Source organism: Thiomonas bhubaneswarensis (genome assembly GCF_001418255.1).
Lineage (GTDB): Bacteria > Pseudomonadota > Gammaproteobacteria > Burkholderiales > Burkholderiaceae_C > Thiomonas > Thiomonas bhubaneswarensis.
In genome coordinates this window covers 87,145-109,730 of sequence record NZ_LIPV01000010.1, presented here as the reverse complement: position 1 = coordinate 109,730, position 22,586 = coordinate 87,145, and the positions used below count along the sequence as shown (strand labels likewise).

Annotated in this window: 19 protein-coding genes, 1 tRNA gene and 1 pseudogene; 11 read left to right on the top strand and 10 right to left on the bottom strand. The window is 60.2% G+C overall.

What is annotated here, in order from left to right:
• The first annotated feature begins 2 nt into the window (after positions 1–2).
• The 7 genes from glgX to ASC45_RS13205 all read left to right on the top strand — a co-directional run bounded on the left by glgX (position 3) and on the right by ASC45_RS13205 (position 11,429).
• Positions 3–2,234, top strand: a complete 2,232-nt coding sequence (gene glgX / locus ASC45_RS13235) for a glycogen debranching protein GlgX (protein WP_055451503.1) — start codon at positions 3–5, stop codon at positions 2,232–2,234.
• On the top strand, positions 2,231–3,862 hold the full coding sequence (locus tag ASC45_RS13230; RefSeq protein WP_055451502.1) for an alpha-D-glucose phosphate-specific phosphoglucomutase: 1,632 nt from the start codon (positions 2,231–2,233) through the stop codon (positions 3,860–3,862). Before glgX ends, ASC45_RS13230 begins: the two co-directional genes overlap by 4 nt.
• A gap of 50 nt (positions 3,863–3,912) precedes the next feature.
• Positions 3,913–5,241 carry a glucose-1-phosphate adenylyltransferase gene (glgC, locus tag ASC45_RS13225; protein WP_082454424.1) on the top strand — a complete coding sequence of 443 codons (1,329 nt, stop codon included), beginning with the start codon at positions 3,913–3,915 and terminating at the stop codon, positions 5,239–5,241.
• The gene (glgA, locus tag ASC45_RS13220; protein ID WP_055451501.1) at positions 5,234–6,727 is read left to right on the top strand and encodes a glycogen synthase GlgA; all 1,494 of its coding nucleotides are present in this window, start codon (positions 5,234–5,236) and stop codon (positions 6,725–6,727) included. The genes glgC and glgA overlap by 8 nt, the downstream gene beginning before the upstream one ends.
• Positions 6,724–9,207 (top strand): glycogen/starch/alpha-glucan phosphorylase, encoded by a 2,484-nt coding sequence (locus tag ASC45_RS13215; RefSeq protein WP_055451500.1) that lies wholly within the window; start codon positions 6,724–6,726, stop codon positions 9,205–9,207. The genes glgA and ASC45_RS13215 overlap by 4 nt, the downstream gene beginning before the upstream one ends.
• Before the next feature lie 40 nt (positions 9,208–9,247).
• On the top strand, positions 9,248–10,756 hold the full coding sequence (locus ASC45_RS13210; RefSeq protein ID WP_055451499.1) for a glucose-6-phosphate isomerase: 1,509 nt from the start codon (positions 9,248–9,250) through the stop codon (positions 10,754–10,756).
• Positions 10,757–10,853: 97 nt separating this feature from the next.
• Complete coding sequence (locus ASC45_RS13205) at positions 10,854–11,429, top strand: DUF4337 domain-containing protein (RefSeq protein WP_055451498.1); 576 nt, start codon at positions 10,854–10,856, stop codon at positions 11,427–11,429.
• A 62-nt stretch (positions 11,430–11,491) separates the two neighbouring features.
• On the opposite strand, the gene ASC45_RS13200 is transcribed toward ASC45_RS13205, so the two are convergent.
• Positions 11,492–11,568: transfer RNA gene (locus tag ASC45_RS13200), tRNA-Arg, on the bottom strand.
• Positions 11,569–11,770: 202 nt separating this feature from the next.
• Between ASC45_RS13200 and ASC45_RS13195 the strand changes: the two genes are divergently transcribed.
• Both ASC45_RS13195 and ASC45_RS13190 read left to right on the top strand, forming a co-directional pair.
• Positions 11,771–12,901: a tyrosine-type recombinase/integrase gene (locus ASC45_RS13195; RefSeq protein ID WP_055451497.1), complete on the top strand. Its 1,131-nt coding sequence runs from the start codon at positions 11,771–11,773 to the stop codon at positions 12,899–12,901.
• 28 nt (positions 12,902–12,929) lie between these two features.
• On the top strand, positions 12,930–13,310 hold the full coding sequence (locus ASC45_RS13190; RefSeq protein ID WP_055451496.1) for an IS5 family transposase: 381 nt from the start codon (positions 12,930–12,932) through the stop codon (positions 13,308–13,310).
• 203 nt (positions 13,311–13,513) lie between these two features.
• Here ASC45_RS13190 and ASC45_RS13185 read toward each other — a convergent pair whose 3' ends face one another.
• Positions 13,514–14,125: a LysE family translocator gene (locus tag ASC45_RS13185; protein WP_055451495.1), complete on the bottom strand. Its 612-nt coding sequence runs from the start codon at positions 14,123–14,125 to the stop codon at positions 13,514–13,516.
• Positions 14,125–15,723 carry a B12-binding domain-containing radical SAM protein gene (locus ASC45_RS13180; protein WP_055451494.1) on the bottom strand — a complete coding sequence of 533 codons (1,599 nt, stop codon included), beginning with the start codon at positions 15,721–15,723 and terminating at the stop codon, positions 14,125–14,127. The genes ASC45_RS13185 and ASC45_RS13180 overlap by 1 nt, the downstream gene beginning before the upstream one ends.
• 163 nt (positions 15,724–15,886) lie before the next feature.
• On the opposite strand from ASC45_RS13180, the pseudogene ASC45_RS15775 reads away from it, so the two are divergent.
• Together ASC45_RS15775 and ASC45_RS13175 are read left to right on the top strand one after the other, a co-directional pair.
• Positions 15,887–15,985 (top strand): annotated as a pseudogene (locus ASC45_RS15775) (IS5/IS1182 family transposase); the annotation flags it as partial.
• 35 nt (positions 15,986–16,020) lie between these two features.
• Positions 16,021–16,290: a DUF1153 domain-containing protein gene (locus ASC45_RS13175; protein WP_281173308.1), complete on the top strand. Its 270-nt coding sequence runs from the start codon at positions 16,021–16,023 to the stop codon at positions 16,288–16,290.
• Between the two features lie 8 nt (positions 16,291–16,298).
• Here the strand turns inward: ASC45_RS13175 and ASC45_RS13170 are convergent, their stop codons facing one another.
• The 7 genes from ASC45_RS13170 to ASC45_RS15575 all read right to left on the bottom strand — a co-directional run bounded on the left by ASC45_RS13170 (position 16,299) and on the right by ASC45_RS15575 (position 22,488).
• Entirely contained in the window at positions 16,299–16,820 is a 522-nt protein-coding gene (locus tag ASC45_RS13170; RefSeq protein ID WP_055451492.1) for a GNAT family N-acetyltransferase, read from the bottom strand.
• A 15-nt stretch (positions 16,821–16,835) separates the two neighbouring features.
• A complete protein-coding gene (gene dapF, locus ASC45_RS13165) occupies positions 16,836–17,690 on the bottom strand; it encodes a diaminopimelate epimerase (RefSeq protein WP_072243071.1) in 855 nt (284 codons plus the stop codon).
• A gap of 108 nt (positions 17,691–17,798) precedes the next feature.
• Positions 17,799–18,743 (bottom strand): N-acetyl-gamma-glutamyl-phosphate reductase, encoded by a 945-nt coding sequence (argC, locus tag ASC45_RS15595; RefSeq protein ID WP_072243076.1) that lies wholly within the window; start codon positions 18,741–18,743, stop codon positions 17,799–17,801.
• A gap of 46 nt (positions 18,744–18,789) precedes the next feature.
• Positions 18,790–19,863: a pyridoxal phosphate-dependent aminotransferase gene (locus tag ASC45_RS15590; protein ID WP_072243070.1), complete on the bottom strand. Its 1,074-nt coding sequence runs from the start codon at positions 19,861–19,863 to the stop codon at positions 18,790–18,792.
• Positions 19,864–19,888: 25 nt separating this feature from the next.
• Positions 19,889–20,701 (bottom strand): ThiF family adenylyltransferase, encoded by an 813-nt coding sequence (locus ASC45_RS15585; protein ID WP_072243069.1) that lies wholly within the window; start codon positions 20,699–20,701, stop codon positions 19,889–19,891.
• Between the two features lie 29 nt (positions 20,702–20,730).
• Positions 20,731–21,426, bottom strand: coding sequence for a 2OG-Fe dioxygenase family protein (locus ASC45_RS15580; RefSeq protein ID WP_072243068.1), 696 nt, complete (start codon positions 21,424–21,426; stop codon positions 20,731–20,733).
• 12 nt (positions 21,427–21,438) lie between these two features.
• Positions 21,439–22,488, bottom strand: coding sequence for an iron-containing redox enzyme family protein (locus tag ASC45_RS15575; protein ID WP_072243067.1), 1,050 nt, complete (start codon positions 22,486–22,488; stop codon positions 21,439–21,441).
• Between the last annotated feature and the right edge of the window lie 98 nt (positions 22,489–22,586).

Genomic DNA, 22,586 nt, shown 5'->3' with positions numbered 1-22,586 from the left:
GCATGAACGCCACGCGCCGCCGCAGCTCCAAGGCCAGCCCCGCCTTGCGCCTGCTGCCCCAGCGGGTCGAGGCGCTGGGCGCGCAGCTGCATGCCGAAGGCATCGACTTCGCGCTCGCCGCGCCGCATGCCCAGGCGGTGGAACTGTGTCTGTTCGCCACCGACGGCCAGACCGAAATCGCCCGCCTGCCCATGCCGCTCAAACGCGACGGCATCTGGCAGGCCCGCCTGCCTCTCTCCCCGGACGCCGCGCAAGACCTGATCTACGGCTGGCGCGTGCATGGCCCTTGGGCGCCCGGCGACGGCCACTGGTTCAACCCGGCCAAACTGCTGCTCGACCCCTGCGCGCGCGAAGTCGTCGGCCGTTACGACGGCAGCGACATCCACCTCGCCTACGACCCCGGCCACCCCGCGCGCCCCGATCCGCGCGACAACGCGGCCACCGCACTCAAGGCCCGGGTGGTGGCCGACCTGCCGCCGCTGCTGCAGCCGCGCCCTGCCATCGACCCAGCCAGGCGCGTCATCTACGAACTGCACGTCAAGGGTTTCACCGCGCGGCATCCCGACGTCCCCAAGGCGCTGCGCGGTACCTTTGCCGGTCTGGCCCACCCAGCCAGCCTCGGCCATCTCAAGGCGCTGGGCATCACCACCGTCTGCCTGCTGCCCGTGGCCTTTCGCGCCGACGAAGCCCGCCTGCTGCGCATGGGGCTGAGCAACTACTGGGGCTACACCCCCATCGCCTGGAGCGCGCCCGAGACCCGACTTTGGAGCGGCACGCCTGGCAGCACGCCGCGTAGCGAGTTCCGCGACATGGTCGAGACGCTGCACGCCGCGGGCCTCGAAGTCATTCTCGACGTGGTCTACAACCACACCGCCGAACTCGACCCCCACAGCGGCCCCACCCTGTCGATGCGAGGCATCGACAACACGCTCTACTACCACCACAGCCCGCACGAGCCCGGGCGCAACCTCGACTGGACCGGCTGCGGCAACAGCGTCAACCTCAACGAGCCGCTGGTGCTGCGCACCGTGATGGACAGCCTGCGCCGCTGGGTCACCGAGTTCGGCGTCGACGGTTTTCGCTTCGACCTCGCCAGCACCCTGGCACGCGGCGGCTCCCGCGTGGAGCATGCCTTTCAGCCCGACGGCGCCTTTCTCAGCGCCATCGCGCAAGACCCGGTGCTGTGCAACCGCCTGCTGGTGGCCGAGCCCTGGGACCTGGGCCCAGGCGGCTACCGCGTTGGCGGTTTTCCGCCCGGCTGGCTCGAATGGAACGATCGTTTCCGCGACACTCAGCGCGCCTTCTGGCTGCAGCATCAGAACGCCCCCGGCGAGTTCGCCACGCGGCTGGCCGGCTCGGGCGACCTGTTCGATCCCGCGCTGCGCAGCGCGCACAGCAGCGTCAACTTCATCACCGCGCACGACGGCTTCACCCTGCGCGATCTGGTGAGCTACGCCCATCGCCACAACCAGGCCAACGGCGAAGACAACCGCGACGGCCACGGCCACAACCTCAGCACCAACAACGGTGTCGAAGGCCCGACGACCGTTCCCGAAATTCTCGCCGCCCGCGCCCGCCAGAGCCGCGCGCTGCTGGCCGTGCTGCTGCTGTCTCTGGGCACCCCGATGCTGCTGGCCGGCGACGAACTCGGCCACACTCAGCGCGGTAACAACAACGCCTACTGCCAGGACAACCCGATCTCCTGGATCGACTGGGATGAGACCGACACCGGACTGCGCGATTTCGTGCGCGGCGTGCTCGCGCTGCGGCGCGCTGTGCCGCTGCTTCAGACCCACGCCTGGTGGGCGCCCTCGCCCACCGCTAACCAGCCCGGCGCAGTGTGGCGCCGCAGCGATGGCCGCGCCATGGAAGTGGCCGACTGGAATCGTGACGATCACGGCGCGCTCATGGTGGAGTTGAGCGCCCCCCGGGTCGGCTCGCCGACCCGCCCCCCATCGGGATCAAACAAACTTGGGGCGGCCCTGCCTTTTCTTGAAAACCATCAAGCGCAGCGCGTGCTGATTCTCGTCAATGCCGAAGCTCAGGCGGTCAATTTCACTGTCGAAGCCGGGGTATGGATGCTTAAACTGTCCAGCGACAATGGTGTGGTGCATGCAGACACCGACGGTCAGCCGCAGGCGCCGCTTCCGGCGCAGCTCACCCTGCCTCCTACCAGTCTTTGGATCGCCACTTCCGAGCACCCCGCCGCACCTTCAGGAGCACATCCGGCATGAACCTCATCATCCGCCCCGCCACCCCGTTCGAAGGTCAACGCCCTGGCACCTCCGGGTTGCGCAAAAAAGTCGGCGTGTTTCAGCAGCCCGGTTATCTCGAAGCCTTTGTGCAGGCGCTGTTCAACGTCCTGGGCGATGCCAGCGGCAAAACCCTGGTCGTCGGCGGCGACGGCCGTTTCTACAACCGCACCGCCATTCAGACCATCCTGCGCATGGCCGCCGCGCACGGCTACGCCCGCGTGCTGGTGGGGCGAGGCGGCATTCTCTCCACCCCGGCGATGAGCGCGGTCATCCGCAGACGGGCAGCGAGCGGCGGCATCGTGCTGTCGGCCAGCCACAACCCCGGTGGGCCGCAAGGCGACTTCGGCATCAAATACAACATCGCCAACGGCGGCCCGGCGCCCGAATCGGTCACCGAGGCGATCTACCTGCACTCGCGCGAAATCACCGAAACGCGCACCGTGGACAGCCCCGATCTGCCGCTGGACGCGCTGGGCACCCACACCCTGCTCGGTACGAAGATCGAGATCATCGACCCGGTGGCCGACTACTGCGCGGTGCAGCGCGAGCTGTTCGACTTCGACGCCATCCGCGCCCTGTTCGCCCGCGGCTTCCGGCTGCGGTTGGACACCATGTGGGCGGTGGGCGGCCCCTATGCCCGCGCCCTGTTCGAAGGCGAACTCGGCGCGCCCGCGGGCACGGTGGTCAACGCCGAGCCGCGCGAGGACTTCGGGGGTCTGCACCCCGACCCCAATCCGGTCAACGCCACCGACCTGATCCAGCACATGGCGGCCGCCGACGCGCCCGACATGGGCGCGGCCACCGATGGCGACGCCGACCGCAACATGATCGTCGGGCGCAACTTCGTGGTATCGCCCTCTGACAGCCTCGCGGTGCTGGCTGCGCACGCCACGCGCATTCCGGGCTACGCGGCAGGTCTGGCCGGCGTTGCGCGCTCCATGCCCACGTCCACCGCGGTCGATCGCGTGGCCGCCAGCCTGGGCGTGGCCTGTTACGAGACGCCCACCGGCTGGAAATTCTTCGGCAACCTGCTCGATGCGGGCAAAGTCACCCTTTGCGGCGAAGAAAGCTACGGCACCGGCTCGAATCACATCCGCGAGAAAGACGGGCTGTGGGCCGTGCTGTTCTGGCTCAACCTCATTGCCGTCACCGGCAAGTCGGTCGAGCAACTGGTGCGCGAGCTGTGGGCCGAACACGGCCGCTGCGTTTACTCGCGCCACGACTATGAAGGCATCCCCACCGAGCAGGCCGACGCGCTGATGCGCGAACTGCGCGCAGCCCTGCCGACGCTGCCTGGCACGACCCTGGCGGGCGAACCCGTGGCGATCGCCGACGACTTTGCCTACACCGACCCCACCGACGGCAGCGTCAGCAACAAGCAGGGTGTGCGCATCATTCTGCAAAGCGGCTCGCGCGTGGTGTTCCGTCTGTCGGGCACCGGCACCGAGGGCGCGACGCTGCGCATCTACCTGGAGCGGCACGAGCCCGACCCGGCACGCCACGATCTGCCGACACAGCAGGCGCTCGCCCCGTTGATTGCGCTGGCCGAACAAGTGGCGCGGGTACGCCACTGGACGAACATGGACGGACCCAGCGTCATGACCTGAGCCCCCACCTTGCCCCGAACTTCAGCCCTAAAACACCCAGGAGACCTGCCATGAATCAGAACAGCCCGCTCAGCCCGATGACCATGCATGATCGCCAGATGCAGCCGCACATGCTAGTGCGCCGCTCCATCGCCCTGGTGCTCGCCGGGGGGCGTGGTTCGCGTCTGAAGCAGCTCACCGACAAACGCGCCAAGCCTGCGGTGTATTTCGGCGGCAAGTTCCGCATCATCGACTTCGCGCTGTCGAACTGCGTCAATTCGGGCATCCGGCGCATCGGCGTCATCACCCAATACAAATCGCATTCGCTGCTGCGACACCTGCAGCGCGGCTGGAGCTTTCTGCGCGCCGAGCTCAACGAAATGGTCGATCTGCTGCCCGCGCAGCAGCGGGTTGACGAGGAACACTGGTATCGCGGCACGGGCGACGCGGTCTATCAGAACATCGACATCATCCAGTCGAGCAAGCCCGAGTACGTAGTCATTCTGGCTGGCGACCATGTCTACAAGATGGACTACTCCATCATGCTGCAGGACCACGCCACCAGCGGCGCGCAGGTCACGGTGGGCTGCATCGAGGTGCCGCGTGAGGAGGCCAGCGCCTTCGGCGTCATGGCCATCGATGCCGACCGCAACATTGTCGAATTCGTCGAAAAACCGGCCCATCCCCCGGCCATGCCCGGCAACGAGCAGATGTCGCTCGCCAGCATGGGCATCTACATCTTCAACGCCGCCTACCTTTATCGCATGCTCGACGAGGACATGGCCGATGCCGCGTCCTCACACGACTTCGGCAAGGACATCATCCCCAAGGCCGTGCGCGAAGGCGTGGCGCACGCGCACCCGTTCTCGATGTCCTGCGTGCAGGGCGGGCAGCAGAGCCAGCCCTACTGGCGCGATGTCGGCACGCTCGATGCCTTCTGGGCCGCCAACCTCGATCTGGCCTCGGTCACGCCCGAACTCAACCTCTACGACACCGAGTGGCCGATCTGGACCAGCCAGCGCCAGCTTCCCCCGGCCAAGTTCGTGCAAGACCACAACGGTAGCCACGGCCAAACCATCAACATGATGGTGTCTGGCGGCTGCATCATTTCGGGCTCGGTGGTCAGCAACTCGGTGCTGTTCTCCAATGTGCGGGTGCATTCGTTCTGCACCCTCAATGAATGCGTGCTGTTGCCCGATGTGGTGGTCAACCGCTCATGCCGTCTCAACAAGGTCATCGTCGACCGTGGCTGCGTTCTGCCCGAAGGCATGGTCATCGGCGAAGACCCCGAGCTGGACGCCAAGCGCTTCGAGCGCACCAGCGGCGGCGTGGTGCTGGTGACCAAGAAGATGCTGCGCGCCCTCGGCGAAGCCGAACTCAATGAGGAAGACGATGACTGATTCGGTTCGGGTTTTGCAGGTCAGTGCCGAAATCTACCCCCTGCTCAAGACGGGCGGGCTGGCCGACGTGGCCGGCGCCCTGCCTGCGGCGCTGGCCGGTGCGGGTTGCGAGGTGCGCGTGCTGTTGCCGGGGTTTCCCGCCATCCTCGCCGGACTGCAGAATGCCGCGCCCGTCGGCCGCTTCACCCTGCCCTGGGGCGAGGCGGCGCAGGTGCTCGGCGGCACCCTGCCCGCAGTGCCTGGCGCCGATGGCGCAGCGTCACTCGCCTATGTGGTGGAAGCGCCCAGCCTGTACGAACGCCCCGGCAACCCCTACGAGGACGCACAGCGTCGGCCGTATGCCGACAACCACCGCCGCTTTGCCGCGCTGGGCTGGGCGGCGGCGCATCTAGCGCGCGGTCTCGACCCCAACTGGTCGCCGCAACTCGTCCACGGCCACGACTGGCATGCCGGGCTGGTCGCCGCCTGCATCAAGCTCACCGCGGGGCGGCGCGTGCCTTGCGTTTACACCGTGCACAACTTGGCGTATCAGGGCATTTTCGGCGCCGACCAGTTCGCCGATCTGGGATTGCCGCCCGCCGCGTTTCAGATGGACGGCCTGGAGTTTCACGGCCAGATCTCGTTCATGAAAGCCGGCCTGTTCTACGCCGACAAGATCACCACCGTCAGCCCCACCTACGCCCGCGAGATTCAGACGCCCGAGCAAGGCTTCGGCCTCGACGGCCTGCTGCGCAGCCGCCGCAACGATCTGAGCGGCATCCTCAACGGCGTCGACACCACGGTGTGGAGCCCCGCCACCGACCCGCTCATTCCCCGGCACTACGGCGTGGAGCAGATGACGGGCAAGGCCCGTTGCAAGGCCGCGTTGCAGGCCGAAGCCGGGCTGGAAGCGCGCAAGGACGCGCCGTTGTTCACCGTGGTCAGCCGTCTGACCGAGCAAAAAGGCCTCAACCTGGTGCTCGCCGGCGTCGACGACCTTGTGCATGGCGGCGGGCAACTGCTGGTGCTGGGCAGCGGCGATCACGCGCTGGAAGCCGCCTTCGCGCATGCCGCGCAGCGCCACCCCGGTGCCGTGGCGCTGCGCGTGGGCTACGACGAGCACTACGCCCACCGCATTTTTGCTGGCAGCGACATCACGCTGGTTCCCTCGCGCTTCGAGCCCTGCGGGCTGACCCAGATGTATGGCCTGCTCTACGGCAGTCTGCCGCTGGTGCGCGCCGTCGGCGGCCTGGCCGACACCGTGGTCGATGCCGATCTCGCCACCCTCGACGACGGCACGGCCACGGGCATCGTTTTTGCTAGCTTTTCCGAGGCCGATTACCGCCACGCCGTCCGTCGCGCTCTGGCCCTGCATCGCCAGCCGCGCGCCTGGTCACGGGTGCGGCAAAACGGCATGCAGCAAGATTTCAGCTGGACGCAAGCGGCCCGGCACTACCGCGCGGTCTATTCTGCCGCACTCCCCGATCTTCCCAAGCAACCGACATGACTCCCGAACCCAAACCGCCCATTCCCGAAGCCGCTGCGGTTCCCTTCGTCCACGACACGCCACCGCACGATGTGGGTGCGCTCAAGCGCGCGATCTCCAACAAGCTGATGTTCCAGATCGGCAAAGACCCAGCGTCTGCGCAGCCCATCGACTGGCTGCATGCGGCCTCGTACGCCGTGCGCGATCTGATGGTGGAGCACTGGTTCGACACGACGCACGCCCGCAACGCGCAGGACGCCAAGCAGGTCTATTACATGTCGATGGAGTTCCTCATCGGCCGGGCCTTCAGCAACGCCCTCATCGCCCTGGAACTCACCGTGCCGCTGCGCACCGCGCTGGCCGAGCTCGGCGTCGACATGGACGCCATCGCCGACCTCGAGCCCGACGCAGCCCTGGGCAACGGCGGCCTGGGCCGACTGGCCGCCTGCTTTCTCGACAGCATGGCCACGCTGGGCATTCCCGGCTACGGCTACGGCATCCGCTACGACTACGGCATGTTCCGCCAGACCATCGTCGACGGTCGGCAGGTCGAGGCGCCCGACTACTGGCTCACCGCAGGCAATCCCTGGGAATTTCCCCGCCCCGAAGTGGTGTACCGGGTGCAGTTCGGCGGTCATGTCGTCAAGGAGGGCGATCGCGCCCGGTGGATCGACACCCACGATGTCGAGGCCATGGCCTACGACACCATCATCCCCGGCTACGGCACGACCACCACCAACACCCTGCGGCTGTGGTCGGCCAAGGCCACCAAGGAGATCGACCTGGGCGCGTTCAACCGCGGCGACTACTTTGGCGCGGTCGAACAGAAGAACCATTCGGAAAACGTGTCGCGCGTGCTCTACCCCGACGACTCGACCGACGCCGGGCGCGAGCTGCGACTGCATCAGGAATATTTTTTCTGCAGCGCCAGCGTGCAAGACCTTATGCGCCGCTACCTGCAGACGCACACCACCTTCGACCAGTTCGCCGACAAGGTGTCCATCCACCTCAACGACACCCATCCGGTGCTCGCGATTCCCGAGCTGATGCGCCTGTTTCTCGACGTGCATCACCTGCCGTGGGGCGATGCCTGGCGCATCTGTCAGGGCGTTTTCTCCTACACCAACCACACCCTGATGTCGGAGGCACTCGAGACCTGGCCCATCGACATGCTCGGCCGCGTGCTGCCCCGCCACCTGCAGATCATCCTCGACATCAACGCCCACTTTCTCACCCGCCTCACGCAGAAGCACGGCCATGATGTGAACCTGATGCGGCATGTCTCGCTGGTCAACGAATCGGGCACGCGCTCGGTGCGCATGGCGTATCTGGCGGTACTCGCCAGTCACTCGGTCAACGGCGTGTCGGCGCTGCACTCCGAGTTGATGCAGCAGTCGATCTTCGCCGACTTCGCCCGCATCTGGCCCACCCGATTCAACAACAAGACCAACGGCATCACCCAGCGCCGCTGGCTCGCGCTGGCCAACCCGCCGCTGGCCTCGCTGCTCGACGACACCATCGGCCGCCACTGGCGCCGCGACCTGTCCGACCTCGCCAGACTGCGGCCGCTGGTGGGCGACGCCACGCTCATCCAGCGGTTTCAGGCCGCCAAGCACAGCAACAAACAGCGTTTCGCAGCGTGGTTGCAAAGCCATCACAACATCACCATTCCGGTGGACGCGCTCTACGACGTGCAGGTCAAGCGCATCCACGAATACAAGCGCCAGTTGCTCAACGTGCTGCACGTCATCACCCGCTATTTGCGCATTCTGGAGCAGCCCGGCAGCGTCACCGTGCCGCGCGTGGTCATCTTCGCGGGCAAGGCGGCTTCGGCCTACCACATGGCCAAGCTCATCATCCAGCTCATCAACGACGTGGCCAAGACCATCAACCACGACGACCGGGTGGGCGATCTGCTCAAGGTCGTGTTCGTGCCCAATTACAGCGTGAGCGCGGCCGAGGTCATCATTCCCGCAGCCGACCTGTCGGAGCAGATCTCCACCGCGGGCACCGAAGCCTCGGGCACCGGCAATATGAAGCTGGCCCTCAACGGCGCACTCACCATCGGCACGCTCGATGGCGCCAACGTCGAAATCCAGGAGAATGTCGGTGCCGACAACATCTTCATCTTCGGTCTCACCGCGGGCGAAGTCACCGATCTGCGCATGACCGGCTATCAGCCCCATGCCATCGCCAACGCCAACCCCGAACTCTCGCGCGTGCTCGACACCCTGCGCGACGGCCGCTTCAGCCCCGAAGAGCCACACCGCTACCAGAGCATCTACGACCTGCTGGTGAACTGGGGCGACCATTACATGCTGCTGGCCGACTACGCCAGCTACATCGCCACGCAGACCAAGGTCGATGCGCTGTACCGCAAGCCCGACGAATGGGCCAGGCGGGCGCTGACCAATGTCGCCGGCATGGGGCCGTTCTCCTCCGACCGCACCATCGCCGAGTATGCCCAGCAGATCTGGCATGCCAAGCCCTTGCTGGGCTGACCTGCACTGGCCCTTCACCCACCTCAGCTCCTGACTCCTCATGCCCGCACCCAAGACCATCGACACCGCCGGCCTGCGCCTAGAATTCACCCGACACGGCGAGCAGGCTCTGGCCACTGCCCTCAAGACTCTGGCCGCCCTGCCGCAAAAGGCCGAAGACCTGGTGAACAAGACGGTGCTCAACGGCAGCGAAAACCGCCCTGCCTGGCATGTACTGTCACGACTGGGCGCCAAGGGGCGTGATGCCACGTCGCAGGCCGCGGCTGATTTTCTGCATGCCGAGTTCGCCCGCATGACCGACTGGGCGGAGCAGATCGTGAACGACGCCGGCCCCGAAGGACTGGACATCATCCACCTCGGCGCCGGCGGCTCCGAAACCCCGATGCGTGCGCTCTACACCGCGATCTCGGTGCTCCAGCCCTCGCGCGTGCGGATTCACTGGGTCGCCAACCTCGACGGCGCCACCATCGACGCCGCACTCAACGCGGCCAAGCCCGAACGCAGCTGGATCATCATCAACAGCAAGTCCTTCCGCACCCAGGAGGTCATGCGCAACGCCGACATCGCGCTGCGCTGGCTGGGCGACGGCATCGGTGCCGACAAGGCCCGCTCCAGACTGGTCGCCCTGACCGCCAATGCCGAGCTGGCGCTGCAGCGTTTCGGCCTTCCGGCCGATCAGATCTTCCGCTCCCTGCCGGAAATCGGCGGGCGCTTCTCGCTGTGGAGCGCGCACGGCCTCGTGCTGCTGCTGGCCTTCGGCCGCGAGACCGTCACCCAGCTCCATGCCGGCGCGCATGCGATGGACACCCACTTCATCGAGACCCCACTGGAACAGAGCGCCCCCGGACTCATGGCCGGCCTGTCGCACGCCTACCGCGTGCGCTTCGGTCTGCCGCTGCTGTCCATCGGCCTCTATGGCGACGCCTTCTCGCACATGCCGCTGTACCTGCAGCAATTGCTGATGGAGTCGCTGGGCAAGTCCACCAGCGCCGACGGCGTGCAACCCGTTCACGTCAGCGGCCCGGCGGTCATCAGCGGCGTGGGCACTCCGGTGCAGCACACCTATTTTCAATTGCTGCATCAGGCCGCCGTGCCGGTGTTTCACGAAATCGTCGCCGTGGCTCACCCCTGGCACCGCCACCTGCGCGAGCATCTCGCCCTGCTGGCCAACGCACTCGGCCAGGCCGACGCCTTGTGGAACGGCAAAGACGCCTCGAGCTGGCAGACCGAGCTGATGGCGCAGGGCATGACGCCCGAAGCCGCCGCCCGCGCCGCGCATCACCGTGCCTGCCCCGGCGGCCGTCCGTCCACCTTCATCTGGATGGAGCAACTCAGCCCCTACCATCTCGGCGCCCTGCTCGCTCTCTACGAACACCGTACCGTGGTGGAAGGCTGGCTCTACGGCATCAACCCCTTCGATCAATGGGGCGTGGAGCTCGGCAAGACCCTGGCCACCAAGATCGAAAATGCTCTGCTGTCACAAAATGCCCAGGGGCTGAGCGCCGAGACCGCCGCTTCGATCGATTACCTTCGCGCCCACAGCAACTGACGCTGTTCCGACCCACGCACACTGCGCGAGCGGCCCATCCGGGGCGCTCGGTCAGGCACGCCTGCACCCTTCCCATCTACCCCACGGCTGTGCACCCATGAGCGAATCCGGCATCCACACTCACGCCCCGCATGAAGAGTTCGTCGAAGAACAGGCGGCCCATCATCCCCTGAGTCAATGGGTCGCGATCTTCACCGCCTTGCTGGCCGCGCTGGGCGCCATCGTCAGCTATCAGGGCAGTCACCTCATGAACGAGGTGCTTCTGCACAAAAACGAGGCCGTGCTCCAGAAGGCCCACGCCACCGATCAATGGAATTACTACGAGGCCGTCAGCACCAAGGAACACCTGATGGAACTCGCGCGCGACCTCGCACCGCCCGAACGGCAGGCGGCGATCAGCGCCAAAATTCAGAAATACGATCAGCAAAAAATCAGCATCAAGCGGCAGGCCGAAGCGCTCGAACAGGCATCCCTCAAAGCCGACAACGAGTCCGATCGCCTCAACCGCCCGCACACCGAACTGGCACGCAGCCTGATCTTTCTGCAAATCGCGATTTCCCTGGCCTCGATCACCGCCTTGACCGGGCGCCGCTGGCTTTTCGCTCTGGCCTTCGCCAGCGCGGCCGGAGGCGTCGGCCTCTGGCTGATGGCGCTTGTACGAATGGGTATGTAAACCCAGCGCGAAGGTGTCACCCTTCATGGGCCGGGGTCGCAAAGCCACTGTCCGCGCGATCATGGCCTGCCCGACTGGATTCGAACCAGTGGCCTACGGCTTAGAAGGCCGTTGCTCTATCCAGCTGAGCTACGGGCAGAAAACTGCTCGATATGCCACACCCACTATCCCAGCGGGCTTGCGAAAACCTCGGCATACCGATGAAAACTGGTCGGGGCGAGAGGATTCGAACCTCCGACCCTCTGCTCCCAAAGCGTAAACTAGAATCTCTGTAACCCGCATGAATGCTTGATTCTTTCTGTTTTTTCAAGCCATTTGGGGGAATACAGGGGGAATGAAGCATGGCGCACATCGAGCAGAGAAAAGGCGGCTGGCGCGTTCAGATCCGGCGCAAGGGAGCGCAGTCAATCAGTCGAACCTTCGACCTCAAGGCCGATGCCGAAGCCTGGGGGCGCGAAGCTGAGCGCGAACTGCAACGCGGCAATCTTACCGTGCTTCGGCAGGAGGCGCAGCGCACGACCTTGAGCGAAGTCATTGACGCCTATCTCGCCAGTCCAAGGCTGGCCGCGCAGCGAAGCCGGCACAACATCCCGGTTCGCCTGGAGGCGGCGCGGGCGCGTTTCGGGAAGCTGTTTCTTGCCAACATCCGGGGACTGGATATCGCCGCATGGCGTGATGATTTGCTCGCGCAGGGCTACGCCTCCCAATCGGCGCGGCATTATCTTGCCGCGCTGTCCGTGGTCTTCACCCATGCCGAGCGTGAACTTGGCATCGATCTGCCGCAAGGCAACCCCGTGAGACGGTTGGCATTGCCCGCCGCCGCGCCTGCGCGGGATCGCCGGCTTCGCCCAGGCGAAGAGGATGCGCTTCGGGCGGCGACCGAGAATGCCGATCAGATCGCCATTCTGACCCTGGCGCTGGAAACCAGTATGCGCAGGGGTGAGATGCTCGGACTTTGGTGGGAGCATATCGATCTCAAGCGCCGCACGGCGCATCTGCCCCGAACCAAGAATGGCGAGAGCCGGACTGTGGCGCTGTCCAGCAAGGCGGTGGAGGCCCTGCAAAGCCTGCCGCGCAGGCTGGACGGGTTAGTGTTCCGGTGGAAGACGGCCGAGGGCTTCAAGGCGGTATGGACGCGCTGGCTTGCGCGCGCACGGCGCACGGCCCTGCTGAACAAGCTGCGCACTGAGCTGGACAGCATCGGGCTGGACGGTGAAGCGCAGGCCCGAGCCCTCCAATGGCACAAGCGAGAACCCGACCCTCGCGCTGCGGCGCTATGGGGTCGGCTGCAATCCGATCCCTTCCTTGATGATCTGCACTTTCACGACCTCAGACATGAGGCGACTTCAAGGCTTTTCGAGAAGGGCCTGGGCATCATGGAAGTCGCCAGCATGACCGGCCACAAGAGCCTGTCCATGCTCAAGCGCTACACGCACATCGAGGCGGAGAAGCTGGCGAAGAAGCTGGGATAAGCAAGCGCTAAAAGAGACAGCGTTGTATATGGTTCATGGGACAGGTGGCGGCACGGATCCCCTGGAACGGCTCGATGCCGTCATCGACTGGGAAGTCTTCCGCCCCATCCTTGAGCGCATCGACGCCAAGCAGCGCAAGAGCGCTGCCGGGCACAAGACCACCTGCCGCGTGCTCATGTTCAAGCTGCTCATCCTGCAGCGCCTGCACAACCTTTCCGTCGAACGCCTGCAATTCCAGGTCACCGATCAGCTTTCCTTCATGAGTTTCTTCGGTCTTGAACTCTCGGGCGACGTGCCCGATGCCCGTACCGTCTGGGCGTTCCGCGAAGCCCTCAAGACCCACAATATGGTGGACGCCCTGTTCGAGCGGCTCCATCAGGCGCTGGCCAGTATTCGGATACTCGTTTGAATCAGCCCCTCAGCAGGATCCCAGGGGAGCTCTACTATGCCGCTTTGTGTGGCAAAATGGATATGAGGTTGGCAAACTCACGCGCTACTGGCCAGTCTGCTCAGCGTGCGGTCAGGTGCACCATGAGATGCGCCGCAAGGGTATGACGCTGAGTCTGCTGAGCTGTGGAAGGAACGCGTCGAGACTCACCCAGGCCACCAGCACTAATCGCCGATGATCGCGATCACGCCCAGCACAACGAACAGCGTGCCGGCGAGCAACTGGCCGACCCGCAGTGCCTGGCCGCCCGGTGACACGCGGGCACGCAACGGATGGGCGAGCAGGATGCAGAACACGTCGGCGGCGGAAAACAGCAGGTTGGCGCAAGCGCCGAGCAAGAACAGTTGCCAGCCGAGCCCGAGCGACGCGTCAGGATCGGTGAATTGCAGCAGAAACGAAAAATAGAACAGTGCTGATTTCGGATTCGACGCCTCGATGAACGCGCTCGACGACACAACGTTGTTCGGCACGTCGATCTCCTCGTCATGCCTTACGGGTGCACGGATGCGCTGGATGCCGAGCCAGATCAGATAGCCTCCACCGACCACCTTGAGCACGTGATACAGCATCGGTGATGTCTTCAGCACCGCGACCGCACCGAGCGCGACGATGCAGATCTGGAAAAAGGCGCCGAGGTGAATGCCGAGCGCAGACAGGAAGCCGACACGCCGCCCGTGCTGAAGCGTCAACGATACAGTCTGTAGCAGTGCAGGCCCAGGAATGAAACCGAACCCGAGGCAGGTTAGGCCGAAGAACAGCGCTTTTTCTGGCAGCATTAAAGGTCGTCTCCAATCACGATCCCGAGTCGACCGCATTCGCCGCGCACCTGATCGCGTGCGGTGGCGAGCCGCTCCTTAGACAGTTCGGGCATGAACACACCGATATAGTCGTCAATGGCGGCCTCGCGATCAAAGATATCGACGTTCCGGTAGCGATTGGCCACATGCTGCCGCAGTGCGCGGCTTCCGATCGCGAGACCCAATCGATCCGACATTGTTTCAGCCTCGTCCGGGTCAGTCAGATAGCGAAAATCCTTCGATCCCGGTTCCGGCGACAGCAATTCGATGTCGGCGCTGATGATCACATCCCGCCCGGCCTTGAGAAAGGCGATGTAGGTCTCGATGTTTTCCGCCAGCAACGCCTCGTTCATCCCCAAATGCCCCAGCACGAATCCTGCCTTGATCGCTACTCCATGCGCGCGTGCGTTGTACAGAGCACGCAGATTGGCGTCGGCCATCCGATGCGCAGCTGCCACCGGATCCTTGTTCCGTAGCGGCTTGTTGAGCGCCAGCAAAGAGCGCGCGGCGCCTGCGTCGACGCCCACAAACAGAATGCGAAAACCGATCTCGCTCATAGCTTTCAGTACTTGCTCCTTCTCCATACCGTCCGCGCGCGCGTAGCCAACCAAGACCGGGCGCTCGTCTACTGGCAGCGCGCACCACCATGGCGGCGGCGAGTCCGCCATGTCGAGCATCAGCCGTGCGAACGTGAGCGGCAACTCGTCGGCCGTCACGTACAGATAATCGTAGCCTGCCTCCCATGCGCCTCGTACGGCGGACCATGCGTGGTCTGCTGGCAGTTCATTCTTCCACATGGAGCCGTACTGAATCGAACAGAATGAACAGGCGTCGTCGCCGCTGAATTTGATGCAGCCGCGTCCGATTTCGACAGGCACGCCCTTGCGCACCTGCCGCCCAGTCAGTGCCAGGATCCGCCGGCCGAGGCGCCGGGTGAAATTCTCGGTGTAGACGGCAGTATGCGGCAAGGTCCGGTCGATCAAGCCGTAGTCGATGATGCGGTTCACAGGCTCTCGAATCGCAGGATCGGCAACGATCCTCCCGGATTCCAAGCGAACCGAACCGGGATAGAGGCTGGCGGCTCGTGATTGCTGCCGATCCCTCAGGAAATCGACCAGGCCGCCATACACTTCGTTGCCGACAAATCCGCAATCGATCAGATCACCGTGGCGATGGAGAATCTCTCGGCTCAATGCAGTGAAATGATCGTTACCGATCACGATCGAGATATTCGAATCGATGGATTTGACTGCGCCGGCAATCCGGATCGCGGCTTCATAATTGGCCGTGATCGCACTGAGACAAACGGCGAGTGTGCGGCCAGCCCGCTCGCGAATAACTGCAAGAATACGTTCGAGCGGATGAATTACGCCATCGACGTAACAGCCTTCGAAGCCCGGAAGCGCATCGACATAAGAAGCCAGTGACAGGATACCGAGATGCGGGAAATTAGCCCAGTCAGTATGTTGAATGCCCTTCGATACAACGATGTCGCTTGCTTCGCCCACGTCGTCAGCATCCAGATCATTGCTGTTCGGCGGATTGACAAAGAATACGACTACCCTCGGCTCGCTCATGGTGCGGTTCTCTCGGTATTGTAGATATTGTCTGAGGACTGCTGTAACCGGTCGGCGCACGCCTCAGCTCGCGGTGCCTCTCGAAGTGACCACTGTAAGAGAAAGTCCTTGAGACGGAACCTGTCAGGTATGACAGGCTCCGGCATTATGCAGGCCGTACTGTTGGCACGTGGCCATGATGCCCAGCCACCGCAAAGCGCTGGACAAGGACACGCCCATGGGGGCGATCATGGACGCTTTGGAGAAAACCAAGGCCCGCATGTATTGACCCAGTGAATTCCTGCACAGGTGTTAACGTTGAAAGGAACGACGATGAGCACCCTGATGGAAGACGACATCAAACGCTGGACGGCCAAGCGAAAAACGGCCCTGGTTCTGGATATCATCCAAGGTAAAAGCACGGTCTCCGAGTCAAGCCGGGCCTTCGATCTCAACCCCTCGGAGGTCGAGTCCTGGGTTGATGAGGGCAAGCCCGGCATGGAGAACGCCCTGCGCACCAAACCTCTGGAAGTCAAAGAGCAGTACGAGTGGTTAATAAAGCCTGTGCAGAAGAAAGTAGGTCAATAAGTGCCGATTCAGTCGAGTACAACGCGACGTCCCACCATAATCAGATCGCGCTCTATACCACGCAGTCGCGCAACACGCGGCATATAGCCCCACTCCCCAAACCCTTGGCCTTTGAACAGCCGCAAGCTGGCGATGTTGGACGCAAAAATGGTGGTGGCCAGGGTTTCAATTCCCAAACTAGGCGCGGCCTCAATGGCATTACGCAGCAAAAAGGTGCCAAGCCCTTTCCCTTGTGCATCACGATGCAGGTACAAGCCCATATCCGCAGTAATAGAGTAGCCTGGGCGTTCGTTCATGAAGTGCGAGAATGACAAATAGCCAGCCAGCCCAGGTAGTGCCAGGTCATCGCTTTGAGCGACCCATAAAGGGCGGCAGCTAGTCGCTAGATGGCGCTCAAACCAAACCTCGCGTGAGGCCACGCTCACGGGTTCGGTATCACAAGTGCTTTCCAGGGTGACAACAGATTGGTTGTAAATTTCAACAATTTGTGGCAGGTCGCCGCTGCACGCGGGCCGGAATGTCCAGTTCATAATCGGGTCCTCGTATCAGGCCAGCATCTGGCTTCCAAAATCAGCGGAGACGCGGCCCAGCGCAACCCGTTGTGCAGGGCCAGTCAGCGCCAGTGTATGGTTTGCGTTTAAATCTACCTGCACTTGGCCTCCGGGCATGTGTACGGTGACAGCAGCGTCTACCAACCCAGAGTCATACGCCACGGCGGCTACCGCGCACGCACTACTACCAGACGCCAGGGTGTAACCTGCACCGCGCTCCCAGATTTCGATCTGCACGTTTCTCCTGTCCAGCACGCGAGCGAACTGCACATTTGTTTTTTGCGGGAATAGCGTGCAAGTGCCGATCCGGGGCCCCCAGGTTCGCGCCAGTTCGGCACTGAGGCTATCTACCCAGACCACACAATGCGGGTTGCCCACGTCCACACCAGTGATGGTGAACACCTTGCCGCCTATTTCAAGGGGGTAATTGCGTAATTGCTCCTGCGAGGTGCTGGCTTGCAGGGCTATTGCATCAAAGCAATAGCTACCCAAATCCACACGGATAGCATGTTCGGTGCGCAGAAAACTAACGTTGACGATTTCTCCGGTATATAACAGGGACAGTCGCAGTTCTGACTCTGTGGCATACCCGACATCAACCAGATAACGAGCGAACAAGCGTAAACCATTGCCGCTTTTTTCACACTCTGAGCCATCCGCATTGAAGATGCGTAGACCGTAAGCACCATCAGGTGCTCGCCACGGTCCGATTATGACTCCGTCAGCACCAACACCAAACCGACGATTGCACAGCTGGCGGATAAACGCAGGCGGGATAGTTTCACTGAACCAGCGCGGCTCTAATATCAGATAATCATTCCCCAATGCCTGATATTTAAAAAATTCCATACAAGCAACCCCATTTAAAATAACGATGCAGTAAAAATGCGACCTAAGTCCCCAATACGTTCGATGAGCACGCATTGGCGGCTCTAAATGAGCTCAGATTTCAGGGTGTCAAGCGACGGGTAGATTTGTGCACAAACTCTCCGGCAAGCCCAGCATGATATTCAGGTTTTGTACCGCTGCACCTGAAGCCCCTTTGCCCAGATTGTCTAGCCTAGCTATCAGCAAAGTTCGATCAGAATACGCAGGGTTTGCCAATACAAATAACTCAATATTATTGCTTCCATTGGTGCCGTGTGGCGTGAGCATGGGTGCAGTAGTTGGTTCAATTTCGTTAAACGCCTGCACTTTTACAAACGTTTCAGCTTCGTACCATTGTTGCAACGCGGTATGCAGGTCCCGGCTGTGACCTGCCGCATGTACAACCGGAATAAAAACGAGCATTCCTTGATCAAAATTCCCTACCGCAGGCTGAAACACGGGTCGTGCGCTAAGTTGGCTCCAGGTCTGGATTTCGGGAATATGCTTGTGACTGAAGTCCAGTGCATACGCGGAATAAGCCGGTCCACCCTCGGCGTACTGCTCAACAAGTTTGTTACCGCCACCAGTATAACCAGAGATTGCGTTGATGCAATAAACAGCATCATCTGGTAACAATCCCTGCGAAATTAGCGGTCGCAACAACGAAATGCCGCCGGTTGCATAGCACCCCGGATTGGCGACCTGCCGCGCAGAGGCAATCGTTTCTCTTTGGCCTGGCGCGAGTTCAGGCAAACCGAAAACCCATCCTGGCTTGGTACGATGTGCCGAACTAGCGTCCAACACACGACAACCTGCGTCTTCTGCCAGCTGGGCTGATTCTCGTGCAGCATCGTCGGGCAGGCATAAAACCGTTACGTCCACCGCGGCCATTAGCTCACGACGTGCCTGATTGTCTCGGCGCAACTGATGCGCAATTGTCACCACCTCAATGTGCGGATGAAGAGCTAGGCGTTGCCTGATTTGAAGCCCGGTGGTGCCAGCCTGGCCGTCAATAAATACCCGGTAGAGACTCATGAATTTGACCTTCGTCGAAGTTGGTGAAGTTCCCATCGTGCCATATTCACACCATAGGGTGCGGTACATCTTCAAAGCAGCACGCCACTCCAGCAAGCCCTGCTTTTAATTGCTCAGGCTCGCGCGCGAAGGTAACCCGCAAACCCCTTTTTTCGCCAAAAACTTCAGCTGGCATCAGTAACACACGGCTGGTCTGCAGCACGCGTCTGCAGAACGTCAACGAGGTTTCTTCGCCCTTGAGCCGTACCCAAGCGAAAGGCGTGCCTTCAGGCTCTACCAACTCAACAAACTCCGTGTAACGCTGTATCCATTTGCGCAAAATGTGCAAGCCATGCTCCATCAGCGCTTGGTAATGCGCAATGTACTGCGGGTGCCGCTCTAAAATCAGAGAGCCCAAGGTTTCACACAGTGTTGAGTTAGAAATAGTGGTCAGATGTTTATAGGCCATCGCATCACGAACAATGATGGGCGCACCCGCTACCCAACCCACGCGCAATCCTGGAGCCCCATAAATCTTGGAAAGGCTGGACACTGACACTACATTGTGACTTAAGTGCGCCAGTGATTGCTCCAGATTAAACAGATATTCCTCATCTGCAATCAGATACAGTCCACGTTCTTCTACCAACTGGATCAAAGCGGCCCTGTCAGTTGCACTAAGCACTCGACCTGTGGGGTTGCACGGCGTGTTGATCACAATGGCACGGGTGTCATGCTGGATCGCTGCAGCAATAGCTGCAATATCAAAACTGAAGCCTGTTTCAAAAGGCACGATAGAGACTTGGCAACCTACAGCTCGTGGGGCCTCCCAAGATTGCTGCCAACCTGGACCAGTGGTGATGATGTGATCACTAGGTTTCAGCAAAGTGCGATATATGAGATAGAGTGCCTCCTGTGCGCCATGAGCGATGCCGATATGATCGAGCGGCAGCTGGTAAAGATCCGCAACTTGTTCCCGTAATCGTTGCGCCCCCCTGTCGGTGCCGTAATCAAACACCACCGGCGGAATAGCGCTGAAGTCATCCAGCGTAATACATGGCGCGTTGCTATCGCCCAGATCAATATCGTATTTGCCAAGGGCGTCTTTGAAAACCCAATCCTGAATTCGATAGGTTTGCATGCCCGGATTAATCCTGTAACAATGGTTATTGGTTATGAGAGGCAGTGCTGTTCTGTACCGCTTCAAAGCGACCTGCGCGAATATCAAATTGATAGCACCAAGGCACAGGTTTGAAACCAGGTATCTGGTCTAATAGCAGCATCAATGCCAGATTAGAACCCCACGCCGTAGCCATTAGGCATGATGCGCTGAGTGAGGCTACTTTTCGCTGGGCGAAGTCGAGGCTAGGCGTGTCTGCATACGCCTTAAACAAAGCTGCGGGAGTCAGACCCTCACCAAAGCGCTTCAATTGTTCGGTCTCGCTCTGATTGTCATTGATACCGAAATACGCTTCAAAAGTCATAGCATCGGGTAAGAATAAATGCCCGGTCACTCCAAACGCTACTGGGCAGCATATTAGCACCGGAATACCTCTTTCTCGTGCCACTTTGTAGAGTAGCCGCCGTGGTTTGATTACGAAAAAATCGAGCGTATCACACACCACATCCACACCGTCAAGATACGCGTGAATATTGCCTTCATCGATGAAATCAACAGTGCGCACATCAATATCTGGGTTGATCGACTCAAGTCTTTCCCGCAGTACAGTAGATTTTTTCTGTCCTACTGTATGCACGGTGCAACCAAACTGGCGATTCATGTTTTCCGGGCCGAAAGTATCGGCATCGGCAATGTTGATTCCGCCCACCCCCATACGTGCCAAGCATTCAGCATACGTAAAGCCAGTACCGCCACAGCCTGGAACCGCCACCCGACGTGTGGCGAGCATGTTCAATTCGTCTGGGGTAACGAGACCTACCATGCGACTGAACAGTACGTCTCTTGAAAAATTGGCCATCAATTTTCTCCTCGTAATATTACGGCACTTTAAACAGCAGTAGACTCTGACTCTGCAACTCGAGATTCAAAATCTTCACCATGCCAGCGATCAGCCCAACGTGAAAATGCCACTACGAAGATGTCGCGATAACCGGTTTCATTTGTGGCAACAATCTCTGTAACATAATGAAGCATCTTCCGATCATTCAGCAGGGCCATTTCCCCTTCTTGAACCGTGCAACGGAAGAATGGTTCGCCCTCACCTCCGAGTGGCAGTAACGTCATTTCTGCACCAGTAATGCCAAAGCGTGTGATCACAGCAATCGCGACAAAATCATGGCCATCCTGATGCGGCCCTTCCGGAACTGTTACCCCGGCAAGTCCAGGGCCGGTGCGCACACGATACTGATGTACATTAATTTGCCAATCATCATGCGTATCCAGTGGAAAACCAAGTGCCATTGCCTCAATCTGGTCTGTAAAATCTACTTGCAAAGGCTCGTAGAAACGTTTAATACCGCCAGCAACTTTATTGTATTTAGAGAATGTCATATAAGGCCGGTGCGGTAGTAATTCGAATTTCCAGGAATTCTCAACAAAATACATTTTGTATTGAGAGAAGCGGCGATAGCGATTGCCATTTCCAATATACTTATCAAACACCAAGTCGGAAAAACTGGATTTTATTTTTTCGCTAACATGCGGGATTTTTATAACTGTATAGCCTTGATCATTCAAAGACACGATATTTGCTCCTTAAGCATTGTCAATAGCGGTATATTGATTTTCGAAATGTTGCAACAATGAATTCAAATACCGCTCTGATGAATTTAGACGAATCATTGCACCAATTGCAATTTCACGACCAACATCTATATTGTTTTCTACTGCTGGAATTATCACGTTGTTAAACCAGCCTTTGGCATGTACAGCATCTATGCCAATATGCAGTTCATGATAAGTGATACCTGATTCCGGCAGGCCATTGCGGCGCCATGCATTGACAACATGCTTAAAGCGGCGTGGCGCCAAGTATTCAGTTACTCCGAAATAACCAACCGCCTTGAAATAATGTCGACGCGACAATGCCAATGCGGCCGAAATATTCCCAGATATTTTAGCATCTAAAAGCATATTGTCTTGTAAAAATTGATCATCTACGCCAATTTGCTGTAGTGCAGTTTTAAACATGTGAGAATGCACTTCGGCAGGATTTCCATTGCCCATTTCATCGAAATAATTTTGAGCCAGTTCCAACTTTGGCTCTACGGGCAGACCCACTTGAAGGAAGGCCAGAATATCATCAAAGCGTGGATCCAAATTGGTTTCCTGGGCAAGATAATACGCCAGATGATGTGACTGCGCATGCAGCCCCAGAAAATCGTTATACAAAGGATGTACGCTAGATGAATGCTTAGAAATAATATTTTTCAGCCATTTTACATAGAGCTGTCCATCCTTTGGCACATCTTCAAGCCAGCCATGCGTAAACTGTTTAATTTCATGATCTATCATCGATTTTTCAAAGATAGCTGAGATGTCACGCAAAATGGGTTGCATCTCGCACTCTATAGTGCCAATCTGAGCACTAGAGAAATCTTTGGTGTAAATTAATGCTAGTGCTTTATGCACTTGCTCAAGCGCTGAACGATCTCCATGCGTATAAGCAGATTTAACAAGTTGCTGGCAGTGAGTTCGAATCTCGGCTCGCAGTACGTCATCGTTACAGCATTTCAACCATTCTTGAGCAGTGGCATCAAACATATAAAGAAGCCAAGAAGAAATATGTTCAGTTCTAAAATCCATGGTGATGTATCCCTCTTAAAGTTCTACTGGTTGGCGTATCGGCAAACTAGAGTCATCGCTTTGCAGATCAAAATTTGGGGAAATTGCACGGGGGGGGG